Annotated in this window: 16 protein-coding genes; 5 read left to right on the forward strand and 11 right to left on the reverse strand. The window is 65.6% G+C overall.

Going from position 1 to position 17,661, the window contains the following annotated elements; genetic code table 11:
- Positions 1–370: 370 nt before the first annotated feature.
- The 4 genes from DTA22_RS34075 to DTA22_RS34090 are packed head-to-tail and all read right to left on the reverse strand — an operon-like array spanning position 371 to position 5,040.
- The gene (locus DTA22_RS34075; RefSeq protein WP_112302345.1) at positions 371–1,426 is read right to left on the reverse strand and encodes an acyl-CoA dehydrogenase family protein; all 1,056 of its coding nucleotides are present in this window, start codon (positions 1,424–1,426) and stop codon (positions 371–373) included.
- A gap of 8 nt (positions 1,427–1,434) precedes the next feature.
- A complete protein-coding gene (locus DTA22_RS34080; RefSeq protein WP_112302346.1) occupies positions 1,435–2,673 on the reverse strand; it encodes an acyl-CoA dehydrogenase family protein in 1,239 nt (412 codons plus the stop codon).
- Entirely contained in the window at positions 2,670–3,434 is a 765-nt protein-coding gene (locus DTA22_RS34085) for an enoyl-CoA hydratase-related protein (protein WP_112302420.1), read from the reverse strand. Before DTA22_RS34085 ends, DTA22_RS34080 begins: the two co-directional genes overlap by 4 nt.
- A gap of 7 nt (positions 3,435–3,441) precedes the next feature.
- Positions 3,442–5,040 (reverse strand): AMP-binding protein, encoded by a 1,599-nt coding sequence (locus DTA22_RS34090; protein WP_112302347.1) that lies wholly within the window; start codon positions 5,038–5,040, stop codon positions 3,442–3,444.
- Between the two features lie 221 nt (positions 5,041–5,261).
- On the opposite strand from DTA22_RS34090, the gene DTA22_RS34095 reads away from it, so the two are divergent.
- Positions 5,262–6,053 (forward strand): FadR/GntR family transcriptional regulator, encoded by a 792-nt coding sequence (locus DTA22_RS34095; RefSeq protein ID WP_052032899.1) that lies wholly within the window; start codon positions 5,262–5,264, stop codon positions 6,051–6,053.
- A 146-nt stretch (positions 6,054–6,199) separates the two neighbouring features.
- Positions 6,200–7,546, forward strand: a complete 1,347-nt coding sequence (locus DTA22_RS34100; protein WP_112302348.1) for an MFS transporter — start codon at positions 6,200–6,202, stop codon at positions 7,544–7,546.
- A gap of 538 nt (positions 7,547–8,084) precedes the next feature.
- On the opposite strand, the gene DTA22_RS36965 is transcribed toward DTA22_RS34100, so the two are convergent.
- The gene (locus DTA22_RS36965) at positions 8,085–8,216 is read right to left on the reverse strand and encodes a hypothetical protein (RefSeq protein ID WP_255309568.1); all 132 of its coding nucleotides are present in this window, start codon (positions 8,214–8,216) and stop codon (positions 8,085–8,087) included.
- Between the two features lie 768 nt (positions 8,217–8,984).
- Here DTA22_RS36965 and DTA22_RS34115 point away from each other — a divergent pair.
- Positions 8,985–9,332, forward strand: a complete 348-nt coding sequence (locus DTA22_RS34115; RefSeq protein ID WP_081792214.1) for a hypothetical protein — start codon at positions 8,985–8,987, stop codon at positions 9,330–9,332.
- A 242-nt stretch (positions 9,333–9,574) separates the two neighbouring features.
- Here the strand turns inward: DTA22_RS34115 and DTA22_RS34120 are convergent, their stop codons facing one another.
- Genes DTA22_RS34120 through DTA22_RS34130 form a run of 3 tightly spaced genes read right to left on the reverse strand, consistent with a single transcriptional unit; the run spans position 9,575 to position 12,587 of the window.
- Positions 9,575–10,351 (reverse strand): enoyl-CoA hydratase, encoded by a 777-nt coding sequence (locus tag DTA22_RS34120; protein ID WP_037227569.1) that lies wholly within the window; start codon positions 10,349–10,351, stop codon positions 9,575–9,577.
- Positions 10,348–11,427 (reverse strand): enoyl-CoA hydratase/isomerase family protein, encoded by a 1,080-nt coding sequence (locus DTA22_RS34125; protein ID WP_112302349.1) that lies wholly within the window; start codon positions 11,425–11,427, stop codon positions 10,348–10,350. Before DTA22_RS34125 ends, DTA22_RS34120 begins: the two co-directional genes overlap by 4 nt.
- The gene (locus DTA22_RS34130) at positions 11,424–12,587 is read right to left on the reverse strand and encodes an isobutyryl-CoA dehydrogenase (protein WP_112302350.1); all 1,164 of its coding nucleotides are present in this window, start codon (positions 12,585–12,587) and stop codon (positions 11,424–11,426) included. Before DTA22_RS34130 ends, DTA22_RS34125 begins: the two co-directional genes overlap by 4 nt.
- Positions 12,588–12,789: 202 nt before the next feature.
- Between DTA22_RS34130 and DTA22_RS34135 the strand changes: the two genes are divergently transcribed.
- Together DTA22_RS34135 and DTA22_RS34140 are read left to right on the forward strand one after the other, a co-directional pair.
- Positions 12,790–13,311, forward strand: coding sequence for a MarR family transcriptional regulator (locus tag DTA22_RS34135; protein WP_037239311.1), 522 nt, complete (start codon positions 12,790–12,792; stop codon positions 13,309–13,311).
- Positions 13,308–14,219 carry a LysR family transcriptional regulator gene (locus DTA22_RS34140; protein ID WP_037239308.1) on the forward strand — a complete coding sequence of 304 codons (912 nt, stop codon included), beginning with the start codon at positions 13,308–13,310 and terminating at the stop codon, positions 14,217–14,219. Before DTA22_RS34135 ends, DTA22_RS34140 begins: the two co-directional genes overlap by 4 nt.
- Positions 14,220–14,304: 85 nt before the next feature.
- On the opposite strand, the gene DTA22_RS34145 is transcribed toward DTA22_RS34140, so the two are convergent.
- The 3 genes from DTA22_RS34145 to DTA22_RS34155 are packed head-to-tail and all read right to left on the reverse strand — an operon-like array spanning position 14,305 to position 17,658.
- Positions 14,305–15,519, reverse strand: a complete 1,215-nt coding sequence (locus DTA22_RS34145) for a CaiB/BaiF CoA transferase family protein (protein WP_037239305.1) — start codon at positions 15,517–15,519, stop codon at positions 14,305–14,307.
- 14 nt (positions 15,520–15,533) lie between these two features.
- Positions 15,534–17,036, reverse strand: coding sequence for an aldehyde dehydrogenase family protein (locus DTA22_RS34150; protein WP_112302351.1), 1,503 nt, complete (start codon positions 17,034–17,036; stop codon positions 15,534–15,536).
- Between the two features lie 52 nt (positions 17,037–17,088).
- A complete protein-coding gene (locus DTA22_RS34155; RefSeq protein ID WP_112302352.1) occupies positions 17,089–17,658 on the reverse strand; it encodes an adenylate kinase in 570 nt (189 codons plus the stop codon).
- Between the last annotated feature and the right edge of the window lie 3 nt (positions 17,659–17,661).

A 17,661-nucleotide genomic window follows, 5' to 3' on the forward strand; every position in this document is an offset into this window, starting at 1 on the left:
TGCCGCGGTTCGGGGGCATCCCCACTGCAAGGACCGCGGTCGCGGCGAGGGCCGAGGCGGACCTGCGTTGCGCCGACGCCCATCGCAAATGGACGTCCGCGAGGACCCGAAACTGACGTTGCGAACCACGCGTTAACGCGCTTCTCGTTGAAGGTCGGTCGGTGAAGCGCAACTTGGACTCGGAAAGTGTCGTGCCCGTCGATCGCACCCTGCAGACGACATTCTCACCAGACTGAAAGCGGACAGTGGGCCGCTCCATCCGAACTCGCTCGTCCGGGCACGTCCGTGTGTCAACCGGCAACTGATGGTGATCAGCTGCGATCATTCCGGCAGGCGATTCCGGCTGCGGGCGGCCGTCCGCTCCGAACCCCTATATCACCGAAGCTGCAATGACCTCGTGGTGCGTCTCTGTACTGCCGAATAGCAGTGAGTCACTCTTGGCGCGCCGAAAGTACCTGTGTAGGGGGTGTTCCCAGGTGAATCCGATGCCGCCGTGGATTTGGATGGACTCTTCGGCGGCGAAGGTGAAGGCCTCGGACGCCAGTACATGAGCGATGCTCGCTGCAGTGGCCAGTTCGTCCGTTGGCCGGTCGTCAGCGTTCGCCGCGTCCAGCACTGCGGCGTGCGCCAGCTCGAGTGCCACCAGAATGTCGGTGAGGCGGTGCTTGATCGATTGGAACGAACCTATCGGTCGGCCGAACTGCTCCCGGTTCTTGGCGTACTCGACCGACATTTCCAGGCACGCCTCGGCGGCGCCGACCTGTTCGGACGCAAGCGCCACGAGGGCTGACGCCTGCGCGCGTGGCAGCGTCGCAGCCAGGTTCGGGTTGCCGACCGCCTGCGCGTGGGCGTCGAAGAACTCGATCCGGGTCAGTGGGCGGGTGGTGTCAAGGGACTCTAGGGGGGTACGCACGACGCCGGGTGTAGTGCCGTCGATGACTGCTAGCTCGAGGCCCTTCTCTCCGCGTGCGACAACGACGAGGAGGTCTGCATTGGCGCCGTCTACCACGAATTCTCGTGTGCCCCGCAGAATCAACTGGCTGTTACCGGTTACGTTGGCGGTAATCGGGGTGTCCGAGTAGGGGTACCCGGCGACCAGCGTGGCAATGCGTTCGCCTGTTGCGATTGCGGGCAGATGCGTGGCGCGGCCCGTGTCGGAGGAGCATTCCGAGAGGGTGAGCCCGGCAAGACACACGGACGAGAAGAAGGGGGCGTTGGAGATGGTGCGGCCGAGTTCGTGCATCACGACGGAGGTGTCTTTGAGGGTGCAACCGGCTCCGCCGAAGCGTTCGGGGAAGGGGATCTCGGTCAATCCCAGGCCGGTGAGCCCTTCCCACAGTGCTTGTTCGGTGTCGGCGTTCTTCGTAAGGAAGGCGCGGACGCTGTCGCGAAGTTGTTCTTGTTCGTGGGTCAATTCGAGGGCCATGTTTGCTCCTAGCGCGGTTCTCTGGGCAGCCCGAGGCCGCGTTCGCCGATGATGTTTCGCTGGATCTCGTCGGAGCCGCCGGCGATGCGGTAGCCCGGGGCGCCCAGGAGATGCTCGGTCCAGGCATAGGTGTTCGGAATGCCCGTGTCGGCGAGGATGCGGGGTCCGAGGAATCGGGCCGCGGCGTCGCCGATGCGCTTGAGATTCTGCGTCCACACGAGCTTGGCGATCGAGCCCTCGACTCCAGGAACATGGCCGGCGAGTTCACGTTCGGCATAGCGGGCGTTGAACATTGCGGTGGCTCGCTCGTAGACGACGACTCGGGCAAGTGTCTGACGCACGTGGGGGTCGTCGGTGATACCAAGTTGCTTGGCCAGGCGGATCAGATCGGCTGCGCTTCCGCCGGCGGAGACGATTCCGCCGCTGGAGCTGCGTTCGAAACCGAGGGTGGTCAATGCGACGTTCCAACCGTCGCCGATCTCGCCGAGACGCAGCGAGTCAGGCAGTTCGACGGCGGTGAGGAATACCTCGTTGAACGTGGAACCGCCGGACATCTGGCGGATTGGCCGGGTTTCGATTCCTGGGGCGTCCATCGGCACCAGGAACGCTGTCATTCCGCGGTGCTTGGGTGCGGCGGGGTCGCTGCGCGCGATGAGTAGTCCCCACTCGGAGAATTGTGCGCCGGAACTCCACACCTTCTGACCGGTGATCTTCCAGCCGGTGTCGGTGCGAACTGCGCGGGTCGCGAGCGCGGCCAGGTCGGATCCGGCGCCGGGTTCGGAGAAGAGCTGGCAGCACAGTTCGTCGGCACGCAGGAACGGTTGCACGAATCGTTGTTTGTGTTCCTCGGTGCCGAGCAGGTGGATGGTCGGTGCGATCAGCTCCACGGTCACCAGGATGGTCTCGTGCCGCTCCGGGGCACGGAACTGACGTTCGAGCTCGACGTAGATCCGTTCGTGGGAGGCGGTCAGGCCCGGTCCGCCCCATTCGGGGCCCCAGGTGATCGCGCCGAATCCGGCGTCGACGCGTGCGGATTGCCAGGCCTTGCCGCGGACGAGTAGTTCGCGCTCTTCGGCCTCTGTGCGGTTGTGGAAGATGGCGTAGGACGGCTCCGCGTCGTTTCCTGGCAGGTCGGTTTCGGTGGCCGGGGGATGCCGGTCCAGCCGCTGTGACAGCCACGCGGTGGCGCGTTCCTCGAACGCGTCCAGGTCTTCCGGTGTTGCCAGTTCGCTCGTTGCCGTACTCATATGTTCTTGCCGTTCGTTAGTGCGGCCATTCGTGCCCCGACTGCAGTCTTGGAGTCCGGATGCTCGGACAGCCGGACGGTGAAGGTCTGTTCGAGCTCGTAGCCGCGCTTGAGATCCATACCCTCGCAGCCGTTCAACGATTGCTTCGCCAGGGTCAGTGCGTAGCGGCTCTTCGAGGCGATGGACCGTGCGCGGGTGAGCGCCGTGGTCATGAGTACGTCGTGGGGGACCACCTCGATCGGCGCGCCCCACCGCTCGAGGGTGTGTGCGTCGACGGCTTCTGCGGTGAAGAACAGCCGGCGCATTGCCTGCTGCGGCAGCATGCGGGCGGTGAATCGGCCACCGCCGAGTACCCCGACGTTCATTTCCGGCAGTCCGAACGTTGCCTTCGCCGACGCCACCACGAGGTCGCAGGATGCGGTCAGACCAAATCCGCTGCCTAGGGCCGGACCGTTGACGGCGGCAATGACGGGGATCGAGCAATCGATGAGGTTGAACATCGCGCGGCGGACGTTGCGCATCTGCAATTCACCGCTCGTCGTGTCCATGGTGCGGAAGTCGTTGAGGTCGTTGCCCGCGCAGAACACGTGACCGCGTCCAGTGAGCACGGCGACGTTGACTGTCGGATCGTCGGATAGCCGGTCGAAGGCCTCGGCAAGTTCGCCGTACATTCGGTGGTCGATTGCATTGACCTTGCCGCGGGCGAGTTCGACCAGCGCGATCCCTGGTTCGGGTTGGGAGATGAGAATGTGCTCGGTCATGTCGTCCTCACTTCTCATGCGCCGCATGGAGGCTGACGCCGACCATCTGCGGCGGGAGGTCGGTGCGGTTACGGGTCCAGTCGCGGAGCGCGAACTTCTGGATCTTGCCGCTCGCGGTCTTGGGTAGTACGTCCACCACGAAGACGCTCTCGGGGATTTTCTGTTTGGCGACCTCGCGTCCGGTCAGGAACTCGTGGACGTCTTCGAGGGTGAGGTCCTGTGCGTGGTGGGTGACGACGAAGGCGCAACCCCGTTCACCGGTCGTCGCGTCCGGCCCGGCGACGACGGCGACCTCGCTGACGGCGGGGTGCTCACTGAGCAGGTTTTCCACCTCGTGAGTGCTGATCTTCTCGCCGGAGCGGTTGATGATGTCCTTGATTCGGCCCTCGATGTGGATTGCGCCGGTGTCGTCGAACCGTGCGAGGTCACCGGACCGGAAGAAGCCGTCCTCGGTGAACGCCGCGGCGTTGAGCGAGGGGTCGAGGTACCCGAGGAAGGTGTCGGGGCCGCGCCACAGTACTTCGCCGACGGAGCCGGGCTCGACGGGGCGCTCGGAGGGGTCGACGATGATCACCTCGGTGGGCGTGAGGACTCGACCGTCGGTTCGGGTGCGTAATTGTGCTGTGTCCCAGCGATTGCCTGCTGTGACGGACGGTCCCTCGGTGGCGCCGTACATTCGGACGACGGTGCCGAGTCGCTCGGTGGCCCGACGGGTCAGGTCGTCCGGCATGTCAGCGCCGCCGCACACGATGTACCTGATCGACGGAGTGGGGCGACCCTCCGCGATCGCGGCGTCGAGCAGCCCCTGCAGGAACGGTGTGGAGAAGATCATGAAGCTGGCGGCGTCGCGGGAAATCTTGTCGAGCGCGGCGACTGGATCCCACTGATCGTGCAGCACGACGGGCGCCCCGAGCAGGAAAGGCAGGGTCAAGGCACAATTCACGCCGGTCACGTGCGTGACCGGCGACGGGTTGAAGATGACGTCGTTCTCGTTGAGGCCGAACAACTCGATCATCGAGAGGTTCTCGAATACCAGGGTGTTGTGGCTGTGCAGCGCGCCCTTCGGATCCGCGGTCGTCCCAGAGGTGTACAAGAGCAGGCAGACCTGATCTGGATCTGGGTGTGGCAGTGCGGCAACCACCTTCGCGGCCCCGGCCGGGGCACTGTCGAGCAGCTCCGTCCAGGTGGTCATCCGCTCGTCGGTGCCGCGCTCGCCACGGTCGCCGAGGATGACGATCTTCTTCAGGTGCGGCAAGTCGTCGAGCAGCTGGTCATACATCGCGGCGTAGTCGAATCCCCGGTAGGTCGCGGGAATGAAGACGGCCGACGTCCGCGCCTGCCCGAGGATGAACCGCAGCTCGCGCCCTCGGTAGATCGGGACTATGGGGTTGGCGACGGCGCCGAGCTTCATGATCGCCTGGTAGACGATGACCGCTTCGGCCCGGTTGGGGAGCTGGAACGAGACCACGTCGTCGGCGCCGATCCCGGCCGAATGCAGCGCCGCAGCGAGCGTGGTCGCGTCGCGGTCGACGTCGGCGAAGGTCAACCGTGTGTCGCCGTCGATCACGGCCACTGCGTCCGGGAACAGCGAGGCGGCGCGTGTCAAGTAGTGCCCTATCGGCTGATCACGCCAGTGCCCTGACTCGCGGTAGGAATGGGCAAGGTCGGGCGTCGGTGGGCGCGTCGGCCACATCTGTACCTCCGGGAGAGCGTCACGTTCGGATGTTGACTGGTGCCACGTGTTGACTGGAGCCCACGCTAGCCACTTTCCCTAAATATGTACAGAGTTTAGCGATACCGTCTCGGAGCTGGGTAGGGTTTGTACGCATGGCGGCTACACATCGAACTGTCGACGAGCGCACCGGGAACGCACTGACGCCGGACGACGCCCATCGCGCACCGGGCAGGGCCCCGAAAATGTCCGAACGCATCGCGAATCAGATAGCGGACGAGATCCTCGGAGGCGGCATCGAGGCCGGTGACCGGTTGCCGACCGAGAAGGAGATGGTCGCCGAGTACGGCGTTGCGCGCACGACTGTGCGCGAAGCCCTCCGACTGCTCGAGAGCCGGGGCCTGGTCACCATTCGGGCCGGCGTCGGCGGCGGCCCCGTCGCGTGCCGACCGCAATTCGAATCACTGGGCAACACCATGAAACTGTTCCTGCAGCTCGAGGGCGCAAATCTCAGCGACGTCATCGACACTCGGCTGACCCTGGAACCGGTGGTCGCGCAACAGGCCACACCTCGAATTACGGACGGTCAGCTGGACGAATTGCAGGCAGCGCTCGACAGCATGCGGACACAGCCCGACGACTACGACAACTTCATCGAGAAGAACGCGCTGTTCCACACCACCATCTACACCGCATCCGGAAACCCGGTGCTGCGCATCCTCATGGAAACGCTGCTGCTGCTGGTGCGGGACGCGGAACCCTCACGGCATCCTGAGATCACCCGCACCGCCGCCGTCGAAGCGCAGCAACTGGTACTCAATGCCATGCGCTCCCGAAATGCGTCCGCCGCGGGAGAGGCGATGGAGGCCTTCGTCCACGACACCGCGAAGTACTACCGCAAGCGCCTTGCACACATCATCTCCGAGCCCGTGCACTGGCAGCTCTAGCGGTCTGCTTCCGTTCATTTTCGGAAATATGTACAGATTTAGCGGATGCGCGGTTATGGTGTGGAAGCGCTCGCATGAGGTGACCCACTCCCACCTGCGGTAAGCGCACCTTCGGTCCACGCATTCCGCACAGAAATGAGACGTTCGTGGCGACCCACACGAATTCCACATCGCGCACCCTCGAGCAAACCAGACGCCGCGGCGTCCTCGCCGCAGCGGTCGGCACCATCGTCGAGTACTACGACCTCACCGTCTACGCCTACCTCGCCGTGGTCGTCAGCCCACTGTTCTTCCCCGGCAACGACCCCACCGCAGCACTGCTCGCCAGCCTCGCCGTCTTCGCCTCGGCCTACCTCATGCGCCCCATCGGCGGCATCTTCTTCGGCCGCCTCGGGGACCGGCACGGACGCAAGCGCGCTCTGCTGGTGTCCGTGCTGCTGATGGGAGTCGGCAGCCTCCTCATGGCATGCCTGCCGACGTATGCGTCAGCAGGCATCGCCGCGCCGATCCTGCTCGTCCTCGCACGTCTGGTGCAGGGATTCTCCGCCGGCGGAGAACTCGGCGGAGCACTGACCTACGTCTACGAGACCGTCGGAGAAAAACGCAAGGGCCTCGGCGCCTCGTTCGTCGCACTCGGCAGCAACGGTGGTTTCGCGCTCGCCGCAATCGCGGTCGGGACCGTCTCAGCGCTCACCACCGAACCGCAGATGACCAGCTGGGGCTGGCGAATCCCGTTCCTGCTCGGCGTCCCACTCCTGCTGTTCTGCCTGTGGACCCGGACCCGCATCGAGGACACTGCACAGTTCGAGAACGCCGCGGCCACGGACGACCTGGCGAAGTCACCGTTCACCGAACTCATCCGCACACACCCCAAGCAGGTTCTGCAGGTATTCGGACTCGGCGTGGCACAGAACGCCACCGGCTACATGGTGCTCACCTACATCGGCATCCACCTGGTCCGCCAAGGCGGATTCGATCGGACCGCGGTCACCTGGACGACCGCGCTCATCATCGTGCTCATCGCGCTGCTGATGCCGGTCGCCGGTCTACTCGTCGACAGATTCGGCAGCGTCCCGGTCGCGGCAGCCGGACTGATCGGATCCGGCATCCTTGCCTACCCAGCCATGTCCCTGATGGGTGGCCACGGGCTGGTCGTCGCGGGCGTGGCATTCTTCGTCTTCGCGCTCGGCACCCCGCTCATCCAGGTCGCCACGGCACCACTGTTCCCGTCGCTGTTCAACTCCCGCGTCAGGCTCAGCGGCGTCGCCCTCGGCTTCAACCTGGCGACGATCGCGACCGGTGGAACTGCCGCCTATATCGCCACCTGGCTGATCGACCGGACCGGCAGCTCATTGTCACCGGCATACTTTCTCGCAGGCTCGTGCCTCATCGGGTTGCTCACCTTGTTCAGCATCCGAACTGCAACCTACGGCGGCGTTCGCCGCGAGTCCGCCTCCCACACGAAAACCGCTGCGCCGCAGACCGTCCGATAGTAGGGGGCAGAGGCCCCGACGGGTTCACAGGAACACCACATGCACTCCCCACCCGGCGATCGTCAGTCTCCTGGGTTCAGCCGGGCATCCGGCCTCCAGCGGGCCCTGGCTCGGCACGCGGGGGCTGGTGGTGGGGTCATCGGTGTCGGCGAACAACGGGTGTTGCGCGCCGGTGCTGGCACCCGATGAGGGCATGCCCTCAGCCAGCGGTCGTCAGCAATCCGACTATCGCAATCGCAATTGCCGAGGCGGCACCACAGATTGTCCAGGCCTGCACAGCGGTCCGGCGCCAGCGGGGATTGCGGATCTGGGTGGGAGGCGCGGGGGCAGTGCCTGGTCCACCGGCACTTGACGATTCGAGTTCATGTTCGTGACGATCCGACATCGCATCCGCGGCGAGCGCTGCGCCGAGAGAGGCGACCACCACGATCAACGTGACGGCGATGACCACAACAGTCCAGGGCATAGTTGTACCGAGCCTTTACGATTCCTGGGATGCCGACTGGGTGCGGTCGACGTTGGCTGTTGTCGGTCGCCGTCAGCCGTTGAGATGGAACGGCACGCCGCGCGGGCGGCGTCTCTTGCCTGGTCGGTTCAGTGCCGTCTGTCCGGCGACGACGCTACCCAGGACGAGGGAGACGGTGACGAGTAGGGCGGCGTTGGTTCTCATCGAATCTCCTGTGTTCGCTGGGTGGTTACTTGGTGTGGTCGGCGATAGTAGGGCTGGCGAGCATGGCCGCGATGCGGGTGCTGTGGAGCGGGTCGGCGGTCGGGTGGTCGTCGAGGTCGTTCGCTGATCGGATCGTGTGCTCAGCGTGTACTCGGTGTTGGCGCGCGTCTACGGAGAAGGTCGGAGCATCACGGCTGCCGCGATGAGGCCGGCGAATGTCGCGGCGACGATCGCGGCGGTGGCGGTCAGTGAGTTGGTGACAGTCCAGGCGGGCATGGCTACGGATAGTGAGGCACCGGCACCGATGATTGGCTGGGTGAAGCGTTCTGTACCGCCCGGTATCCGCTGCTTCATGGGTAGCGAGGGATGCATTCCACGCTCCTTTCGCAAGGTAGATGCAGGCGGTGGCGATATCGGGTCCGATTGACGGAGACCGCCTGTGAGGTTTGTCTGTCTCCTCCGGTAACGATTAAGAGTGATTTGGGTCACAATCTAGTTGCAGGGCTTTGTTCTTACCGCATTCCAGTCGAGAGCGCCACTGGGCAACTGTCCATGTTCGGATAATCCCGAAAGGTCCGGTGTGACTCGCGGTGACCGACATCGACGCGAACGTAGAATCGGTTACTGCGGCATGTGCCGAGAGGTAGGCAGTCTCAGGATCGTGACGATGACCTACTCGGCATGAGCGCTCGGTGGAAGGCGCGGCTATCAACAACGGGACTTAAGACTCTATTCGCGAGTGCTTCCGCCGGGCTTACGATTCCGCGCGTGACACTTGGCTCCCTGTCCTTGGCCCTTCTACGCGCGAACTATCGACTGGTGCGGCTTCCGCTGCAACTGTTCGAAGACGTGGCGGTGTCTCGGCTCGACGAACAGGAGCCGGTACGGCTTGCCTACGAGCAGATCTTGATCGACTGCGACCGCGCCGCGGCGTTCTTGCTCAACGATGAGGACGCGGCCAGGCGCGCAGCCGACCTGAAGCGGCGGACCGCGTCGGTGCGCCTGCTGATTGCCTGTGAACATCACCGCGTCCAGAGGCAGGGTGTGATCTTGCTCGATGAGCAGCGCGAGCGGTTTCATCAACGCCGTCAGCAGGACGCAGGTCCGCCGACATGACGAGTGCGTCCGAGATGCCAGGAACGCGCTGACGATCAAGGACAAGGCGAGCACACCGATGAGCTCGCGAAGAGGCGGCGAAATTGCGACCGTCCGAAGAACACCGATACGAGCACTTCTTTTCGAAGCCGTAGGGCAACGAAGGCCGGAAACCAATCCGATCCACCGTCGCCGAAACGCGTCACGCAACCACGAAGGCCCCGCACCGACGACTTGGTGCGGGGCCTTCGTGCCGACAGAAACTAGCGGTGTGTGAACTGCGGCGTGCGCTTCTCCACGAACGCGGCCATGCCTTCCTTCTGGTCCTCGGTGGCGAAGGTGGAGTGGAAGACTCGCCGTTCGAAGCGGATCCCTTCGGTGAGGGTGGTCTCGAATGCCCGGTTGACGGCTTCCTTTGCCATCATCGCGATGGGCAGTGACATCTCGGCGACGGTGGTGGCGGTCTGGAGTGCTTCGTCGAACAGGTCGGCGGCAGGGACGATGCGGGACAGGAGGCCGGCGCGTTCGGCCTCCTCGGCGTCCATGGTGCGGCCGGTCAGGCACAGTTCCATGGCCTTCGCCTTGCCTACGGCGCGGGTCAGTCGTTGCGATCCGCCGATGCCGGGGATGACGCCGAGTTTGATCTCGGGCTGACCGAACTTGGCGGTGTCGGCGGCGAGGAGGATGTCGCACATCATTGCCAGCTCGCAGCCGCCGCCGAGGGCGTATCCGGCGACTGCGGCGATGATGGGTGTGCGTGCGGCGGCGATGCGGTCGCCGATGGAGAAGAAGTCGTCGAGGTAGACGTCCATGTACGACTTGGTGTGCATTTCTTTGATGTCGGCGCCGGCGGCGAAGGCGCGGTCGGAGCCGGTGATGAGGATGGCGCCGATGTTGCTGTCGGTGTCGAGTTCTTCGACGGCGGTGACGATTTCGCGTAGAAGCTGGGTGTTCAACGCGTTGAGTGCTTTCGGGCGGTTGAGGGTGATGATTCCGACTCGGCCTTTGCGGTCGAGGAGGATGGTGTCGTAGTCGGTCACAGGTTGTCTCCGGTTGTGGTGGGTGGGGTGAGGCCGAGTTCGAGGTCTCCGAGTGGTGCGAAGAATGCGTCGACCTGCGCGTCGTCGACCTCCTCGATCGTGGCGGGCGACCACTGCGGGTTGCGGTCCTTGTCGACGACCTGCGCCCGAATGCCTTCGACGAGGTCGGGCGAGCTCAGGCAGGCGACGGACACCCGGAACTCGTCGCCGAGGACTTCTTCGAGGCTGCCGGCGTGCCGGGCGCGGCGCAGCGATTTCAGGGTGACCGCGCACGCGGTCGGCGACTTCGAACGCACCTGCTCGGCCGCCTTCTCCGCCTCGGGGATCCCGCTGCCGCGCAGGCGGGCGACGATGTCGGTGACACGGTCGGCCGAGTACGCGGCGTCGATCCAGCCCTGCTGCGCCAGCAACTCCGAGGCCGGTGCCGGTTCGGTGAACTGTGCGAGCGCATCCTGAACGGTCGTGGTCGACAGCGTCTCGAGGAACTGCCCGATCCTCTCCGACGGGATGAAGTGGTCGGCGAACCCGCAGGCGATCGCGTCGCCGGCGCTCAGCCGTGCCGTCGTCAGGGCGATGTGGGTGCCCAGCTCGCCCGGGGTGCGGGCGAGCAGGTAGGTGCCCCCGACGTCGGGGACGAACCCGATCCCGGTCTCGGGCATCCCGATCATCGACCGTTCGGTGACGATCCGCACGCTGCCGTGCGCCGACACCCCGACCCCGCCGCCCATCACGATGCCGTCCATGATCGCCACGTACGGCTTGCCGTAGTTCGCGATGGCCGCGTTGAGGATGTACTCCTCGCGCCAGAACTCCCGCGACCCGGTGCCGCCGTCCTTGGCGTCGTGGTAGATCGACACGATGTCGCCGCCGGCGCACAGGCCCCGCTCCCCGGCACCGGTGATCACCACCGCCCGCACCGCGTCGTCGCCGGACCACACCGCCAGGGCCGCCGCGATCTGCCGCACCATCGCATGGTTGAGGGCGTTGATCGCCTTGGGCCGATTGAGCACGATGCGGCCCAGACCGCCGCTCTTGTCGATCAGAACTTCCGGTTCGGTGGATACCGCGTCAGTCATGCCGCTCCTTGCTTTCCCTGCCGGGCTCCCCCGACGACACTCCGGGCGATGACCAGGCGCATGATCTCGTTGCTGCCTTCGAGGATCTGGTGCACGCGCAGGTCCCGGACGATCTTCTCTATTCCGTACTCGGCAAGATAGCCGTAACCCCCGTGCAGTTGCAGCGCCCGGTTGGCGACCTCGAAACCGGTGTCGGTCGCGAACCGCTTCGCCATCGCACACAACTCCACCACATCCGGGGCGCCCTCCTCCAGCGCGGCCGCCGCCCGCCACAGCAACGTGCGTGCCGCTTCCAGTTCGGTGCGCATGTCGGCGAGCTGGAACTGCAGCGCCTGCGATTCGATCAGCGGCGACCCGAACGCCGTGCGGTCGGCCAGGTAGGCGACGGCCCTGTCCAGCGCGGTCTGCGCGCCGCCCACCGAGCACGCCGCGATGTTGAGCCGGCCACCGTTCAGCCCGGCCATCGCGATCCGGAAGCCACCACCCTCGGAGCCGAGCAGGTTCGCCGCCGGCACCCGCACGTCCTCGAAGATCACCTGACGGGTGGGCTGGGCGTTCCACCCCATCTTCACCTCGTTCGGCCCGAACGACAGACCCGGCGAACCCTTCGGGACGATGAACGCCGAGATCCCCCGCGGACCGCTCTCCCCGGTGCGGGCCATCACGACATAGACATCGGACGTACCGGCACCGGAGATGAACTGCTTGACCCCGCTCAGCACGTAGTCGTCGCCGTCGCGGACCGCCCTGGTGCTCAGCGCCGCCGCATCCGAACCGGCGCCCGGCTCGGTGAGGCAGTAGCTGCCGAGCTGATCCATCGAGCACAGCCCGGGCACCCACGCGTGACGCTGCTCGTCGTCGCCGAACCTGTCGATCATCCACGTGACCATGTTGTGGATGGAGATGTAGGCGGCGATCGACGGGCAGCCCTTGGCGAGCTGCTCGAAGATGCGGGCGGCGTCGACGCGAGTCAGCTCGGATCCACCCACGTCCTCGCGGATGTAGATCCCGCCCATCCCCAGCGACGCCGCCTTGCGGAGGACGTCCACGGGGAAATGCTTGGTCTGATCCCATTCCACGGCGTGCGGCGCGAGATGCTCGGCCGCGAAGTCGCGGGCAGTGTCGCTGATCGCCCGCTCGTCATCGGTCAAGGTGAACATATGAATCGACCCTTTCAGATCGGGGAAGTTGGAAGTACTATAGTTGGACATCCAGGTAATTCGCCAGTGGGTGTGACCCAATCCAAACCAATCGGGCCGGGACGCGCCCTCAACAGGGGCGAAGATCTCGGCCATCAACGGCGACGATCCGAAACGCGCACGCAAGTGCCGATTTCGATTCCCGATAGCAAGGAGGCTTCCGGTGGCCATTGCCCAACCACCCATCTCGGCGCCGGTCGCCGACTCTGTGGCGGCGCCCTATGCGCCGCTGCTCGCCGCAGTACTGCAGACGCAGAAGCTGATCACCCATCACCTCAACGCAACGCTTCGTCCACTCGGACTGTCCTTCGCCCGGTATGAAGTCTTGGCCATGATCGTCGCCGCGAATGGCCCACTGCCCATGGTGCAGATCGTCCGCGCTCTCGATCGTCATCCCACCACCATCGGAACGTTGATCGACGGACTCGAAGGTTCCGGGTTGGCCGTACGGGCGACCAATCGCTCCGATCGCCGCTCGACCCTTGTCTCGGTCACCGACAGGGGCCGCGAGGTGGCTGTCTCGGCGACCCGCGCCCTCGATGCCCTCGCCCTCGTGGACCCGAATATCATGAGTCGTCTTCACGACGATCTGCACCATCTCCTCTCCGCAACCCGACGTGCATTGACCGCCGCACCGGGCGGACAGCGCATCGCGGCGGCGGACTTGCCGGGAGGCCGGCCGTGACCGACGCACGCAACATCCGCTCGGATGACCTGCGGTATCTGCTCGCCGTGGCGCGAACCGGTCGCCGCAGATCCGCGGCCCTGGACCTGGGCGTCGACCACACCACCGTCTCACGGCGAATACGCGCCCTCGAGAAGGCCCTGGGTGTCCGTCTGCTACAGCGCAGCGCCGACAGCTGGGAGCTGACCGACGTCGGCCGATCGATCGCCGAAAAGGCGCGACTGATCGAGGAAGCGGTTCAGGAAGCCGCCGACGTGGTCCTCGGCATCGGTGAGAGTTCACTGCGGGGAACCATCCGGATCACCGCTCCGGACGGATTCGGGTCGTTGTTCGTCGCGCCCGCTCTGGCCAAGCTGCGGATGAGTCACCCGCACCTTGTCGTCGAGTTGATCACGGATACAAGGCAACTCAATCTCTATCAATCAGGGTTCGACCTCGCCGTTGCGGTGGGCACACCGATCACCAGTCGACTGGTCTCCGAACGCGTGTGCCAGTACTCGCTGGGGCTGTACGGCAGCGAACAGTACTTCGGCGACCACGGTGAACCCGGCAACCTGGACGAGCTGACAGCGCACCCGCTGGTTTTCTTCGTCGATTCTCTGCTGCAGGTCGGGGATCTCGACCTGAGCCGTCATCTCCCCGGTGTTGCGGCAAAGTTCATGTCCACCAACATCTTCGCCCACGTTGCTGCCACACGGTCCGGCGGCGGCATCGGACTGTTACCGGCGTTCATGGCGGACCAACACGCCGATCTGCGCAGGATCTTGCCCGATGCCGTCGACGTCCGGCTCGCCTTCTCTCTGGCCGCGCGCCGCGAAAGCCTCACCAATCCGGCGGTCCAGGCCGTCCGGCAGGCGATTCAGGAAGAGGCGCGCAGTCGGCGAGCCGAACTGGTCCCCACCGTGTAATTGCCGACGGCACTGGGGGCGGCGTCGCAGGACGCAGACTCCTGCAACGCCGCGGACCGTTGTGCCAGTCGGACTCTCACCGCACTCACACCTGCGCGGGCACCATGGTGTCGAGCGGATCGGTGGTGTCGACCGTGTCGAGCCAGTCGAGGATCTGTTCGGTGTGTTGTCCGAGCACCGGCGGCGCAGCATGCGCGGACCGCACCAGTGACTCACCGCCGGCCGTTTCCATCCGCAGCGAGGGACCCGGCAACTGCACCGGCCCCACCACGGGGTGGTCGACCTCGAGCAGTAGTCCCTGGCTGCGGGTCTGCTCCCACTCGTAGACCTCGTCGATCGTGCGGATCGACCCCGCGGGAACACCCGCGGCCTCGAGCTCGGCGAGGATATCGACCCGTGTGCGGCCTGCGAAGTCGGCCTCGATCGCGGCGATCAACGCATCCCGGGCCGCGACCCGGTCCCGGTTGACGGCGAACCGCGGATCCTGTGCCGACAGACCTGCCACCGGCGCGAACTTTGCCCAGATCGCCTCGCTGCCCACCGCGATCTGGACGAATCCGTCCCCGCAGCGGAAGCTTCCGTACGGTGCGATCTGTGGGTGGTGATTGCCGGACCTCTGCGCGACCTGGTCGCCGACCGTCCACTTGGTGCCCTGGAAGGTGTGGGCGCTGATCGCGGCGGCCAACAGGGACGTCCGCACAACCATGCCCTTGCCGGTCTTCTCCCGCGACGCCAGCGCCGCCGACACCCCGGCGGTGCCATGCACGCCGGCGAGGACGTCGGCGATCGGGACTCCGATCCGCGTCGGCTCCCCGGCGGGGTCACCGGTGACCGACATCAGCCCGGCTTCGCCCTGGGCGATCTGGTCGTAGCCGGCGCGGGACCCCTCCGGGCCGTCATGCCCGAAGCCGGTGATCGACAACGTGATCAGACGCGGGTTGAGCTCCTCGAGCACGTCGGCGGGAAAGCCCAACCGGTCGAACGCGCCCGGCCGCAGGTTCTCGATCAGCACGTCGGCCCGCCGGATCAGCCGACGCAGCGCATCCTTGCCGTGCTCGGATTTGAGGTCGAGCACGATCGATTCCTTGTTCCGGTTCGCCGACATGAAGTACGACGACTGCGGGTCATCTTGCGGCCCGACGAACGGCGGCCCCCACGTGCGGGAGTCGTCGCCGGTGCCCGGGGCTTCGACCTTGATCACGCGGGCTCCGAGGTCGCCGAGCATCATCGCGGCGATGGGTCCAGCCAAAGCCCGCGAGAGGTCGAGCACGAGGATGTCGTTCAGTGGTCCGACAGTCATGGGGCGCTCCCTTCTCAGAGTGTGCGCAGGCGCACGTTGACCTGCTTGGTCTGGGTGAAGCCGGCGATCATGCCCTCGAGTGACACTTCGCGGCCGAGGCCACTCTGCTTGTATCCGCCGTAGGACTGGCCGACCATCTGACCTCCGCCCTGGTTGACCTGCACCCACCCGGTTTCGAGGGCGTGGGCGGTGGACAGAGCCAGATCGAGGTTGTGTGTCCACACGTAGGCGGCCAGACCGTAGTGCGAGTCGTTGGCCATCTCGATGACGTCGGAGTGGTCGTTCCACGGGATCGCGACGAGCGCGGGTCCGAAGATTTCCTCCCGGGACAGGCGCCAGGAGTTGTCGGCGCCGGAGAACACGGTCGGTCCCATGTAGTAGCCGTCGGAGTTCGGGATCGTGGCGGGGGATCCGTCGAGGACCGTCGACACCTTGGACGAGCTCAGGCCGTCGTCGAGGAACCCGCAGACGGAGGCGAACTGCGTCTCGTTGATGATGGCGCCCATGTCCGTGGATTCGGCGAGCGGGTTCCCGACCTCGAGTCCGGCCAGGGTGGTGACGAGCCGGTCGAGGACCTCGTCGTAGATGTCCTGGTGCAGGAACAATCGGGAACCAGCCGTGCAGCTCTGGCCCTGGCGGTGCACCCGGGTCGACAGCAGCAGTTGATTGATGAAGTCGTCGTCGATGTTCACGTCGGGGAACACGATCGAGGGGTTCTTGCCGCCGAGTTCGAGGGAGACGTGTGCGAGACGGCCACCGGCCTCGCGGGCAACATGCCGGCCCACCTCGGTGGAGCCGGTGAAGGAGATCTTGTCGACGTCGGGGTGCTGGACGAGGGCTTCGCCGGCGACCCTGCCGGATCCGGTGAGGACGTTGAGTACACCGGCCGGCAGGTGTTCGGCGCAGATCTCGGCGAGCAGCAACACGCTCAGCGGGGCCGCCTCGGCAGCCTTGACCACGACGGTGTTGCCCGCGACGAGGGCGGCGGGGATCTTGAATCCGGCGATCATCAGCGGGGAGTTCCAGGGCAGGATGCAGCCGATGACGCCGAGCGGCTCCTGGCGGGAGTACTGGAGCTGATCGTCGCCGGCGGGCAGGACCGTGCCCTTGATCTCGCCGGCGACACCGGCGAAGTACCGGAACAGGTTCGCCAGTGTGGCGACCTCGGGGCGCGCCTGGGTGCGCAGCGCGTTTCCGGTGTCGAGGGCGGTGAGGCGGGCCAGTTCCTCGGCGCGCGCGTCGATGGCGTCGGCGATCTGGCTCAGGATCCGGCCTCGTGCCGTGAAGTGCTGAGAGCGCCACCGGGGGAGAGCCTTCTGCGCGGCACGCACCGCGCGATCGACGTCTTCGGTGCCCGAGGCGGGGACACGGCCGATCACATGCTTACGCAGGATCGGGGTGGTCACATCACTCCACTGACCGGACAGGGCTTCCACCCAGGCCCCGTCGACGAACATGGGGTAATCGCGGGCGTCGGGAATGTGGAGTTCAGCGAGTGAGGTTTGTGTGGAGGTCATGTCGGAATCTCCTTGATATACGGATGGCTCTGCTGGGGTGCAGGGAGCAGTGCTAGGTGGACGGAGCGACGCTTCCGCGTTCGGACAGCGCGCCGATCGCGTGGGCGTAGACGTCGTCGACCTCACCTTCTGCATCGACCGAGAGAAGGAGTGGCGAGTAGTAGTCGAGCAGCGGTCGAGTTTCGTCGTGATAGACCCGCAGACGTCGACGAATGACGTCCTCGGTGTCGTCGGCGCGGCCGCGGGCCAGCATCCGTTCGACGACCGCATCGTCCGCGATCGAAAAGTCGAGGACGGCGTCGATCTGGCTCAGCTGCCCGCCGAGGAGCTCATCGAGGGCGATTGCCTGAGTCACGGTGCGGGGGAAGCCGTCCAGAATGAATCCTGTGGCCGTGTCGTCGGCTGCGAGACGCTCCGCGACCATACCGATGGTGACCTCGTCCGGGACCAGTTCGCCGGCGTCGAGGAACGATTTCGCCGTCCGTCCCAGTTCCGTGCCCTGTGTGATGTGGCTACGGAACAGATCGCCGGTCGAGATATGGGGGAGCTGCAAGGCCGTCGAAAGCGACTGCGCCTGTGTGCCTTTACCCGCCCCCGGCGGCCCTGTCAGAATGATGCGCACAAC

The organism is Rhodococcus wratislaviensis, from assembly GCF_900455735.1.
Classification (GTDB): Bacteria; Actinomycetota; Actinomycetes; order Mycobacteriales; family Mycobacteriaceae; genus Rhodococcus_F; species Rhodococcus_F wratislaviensis.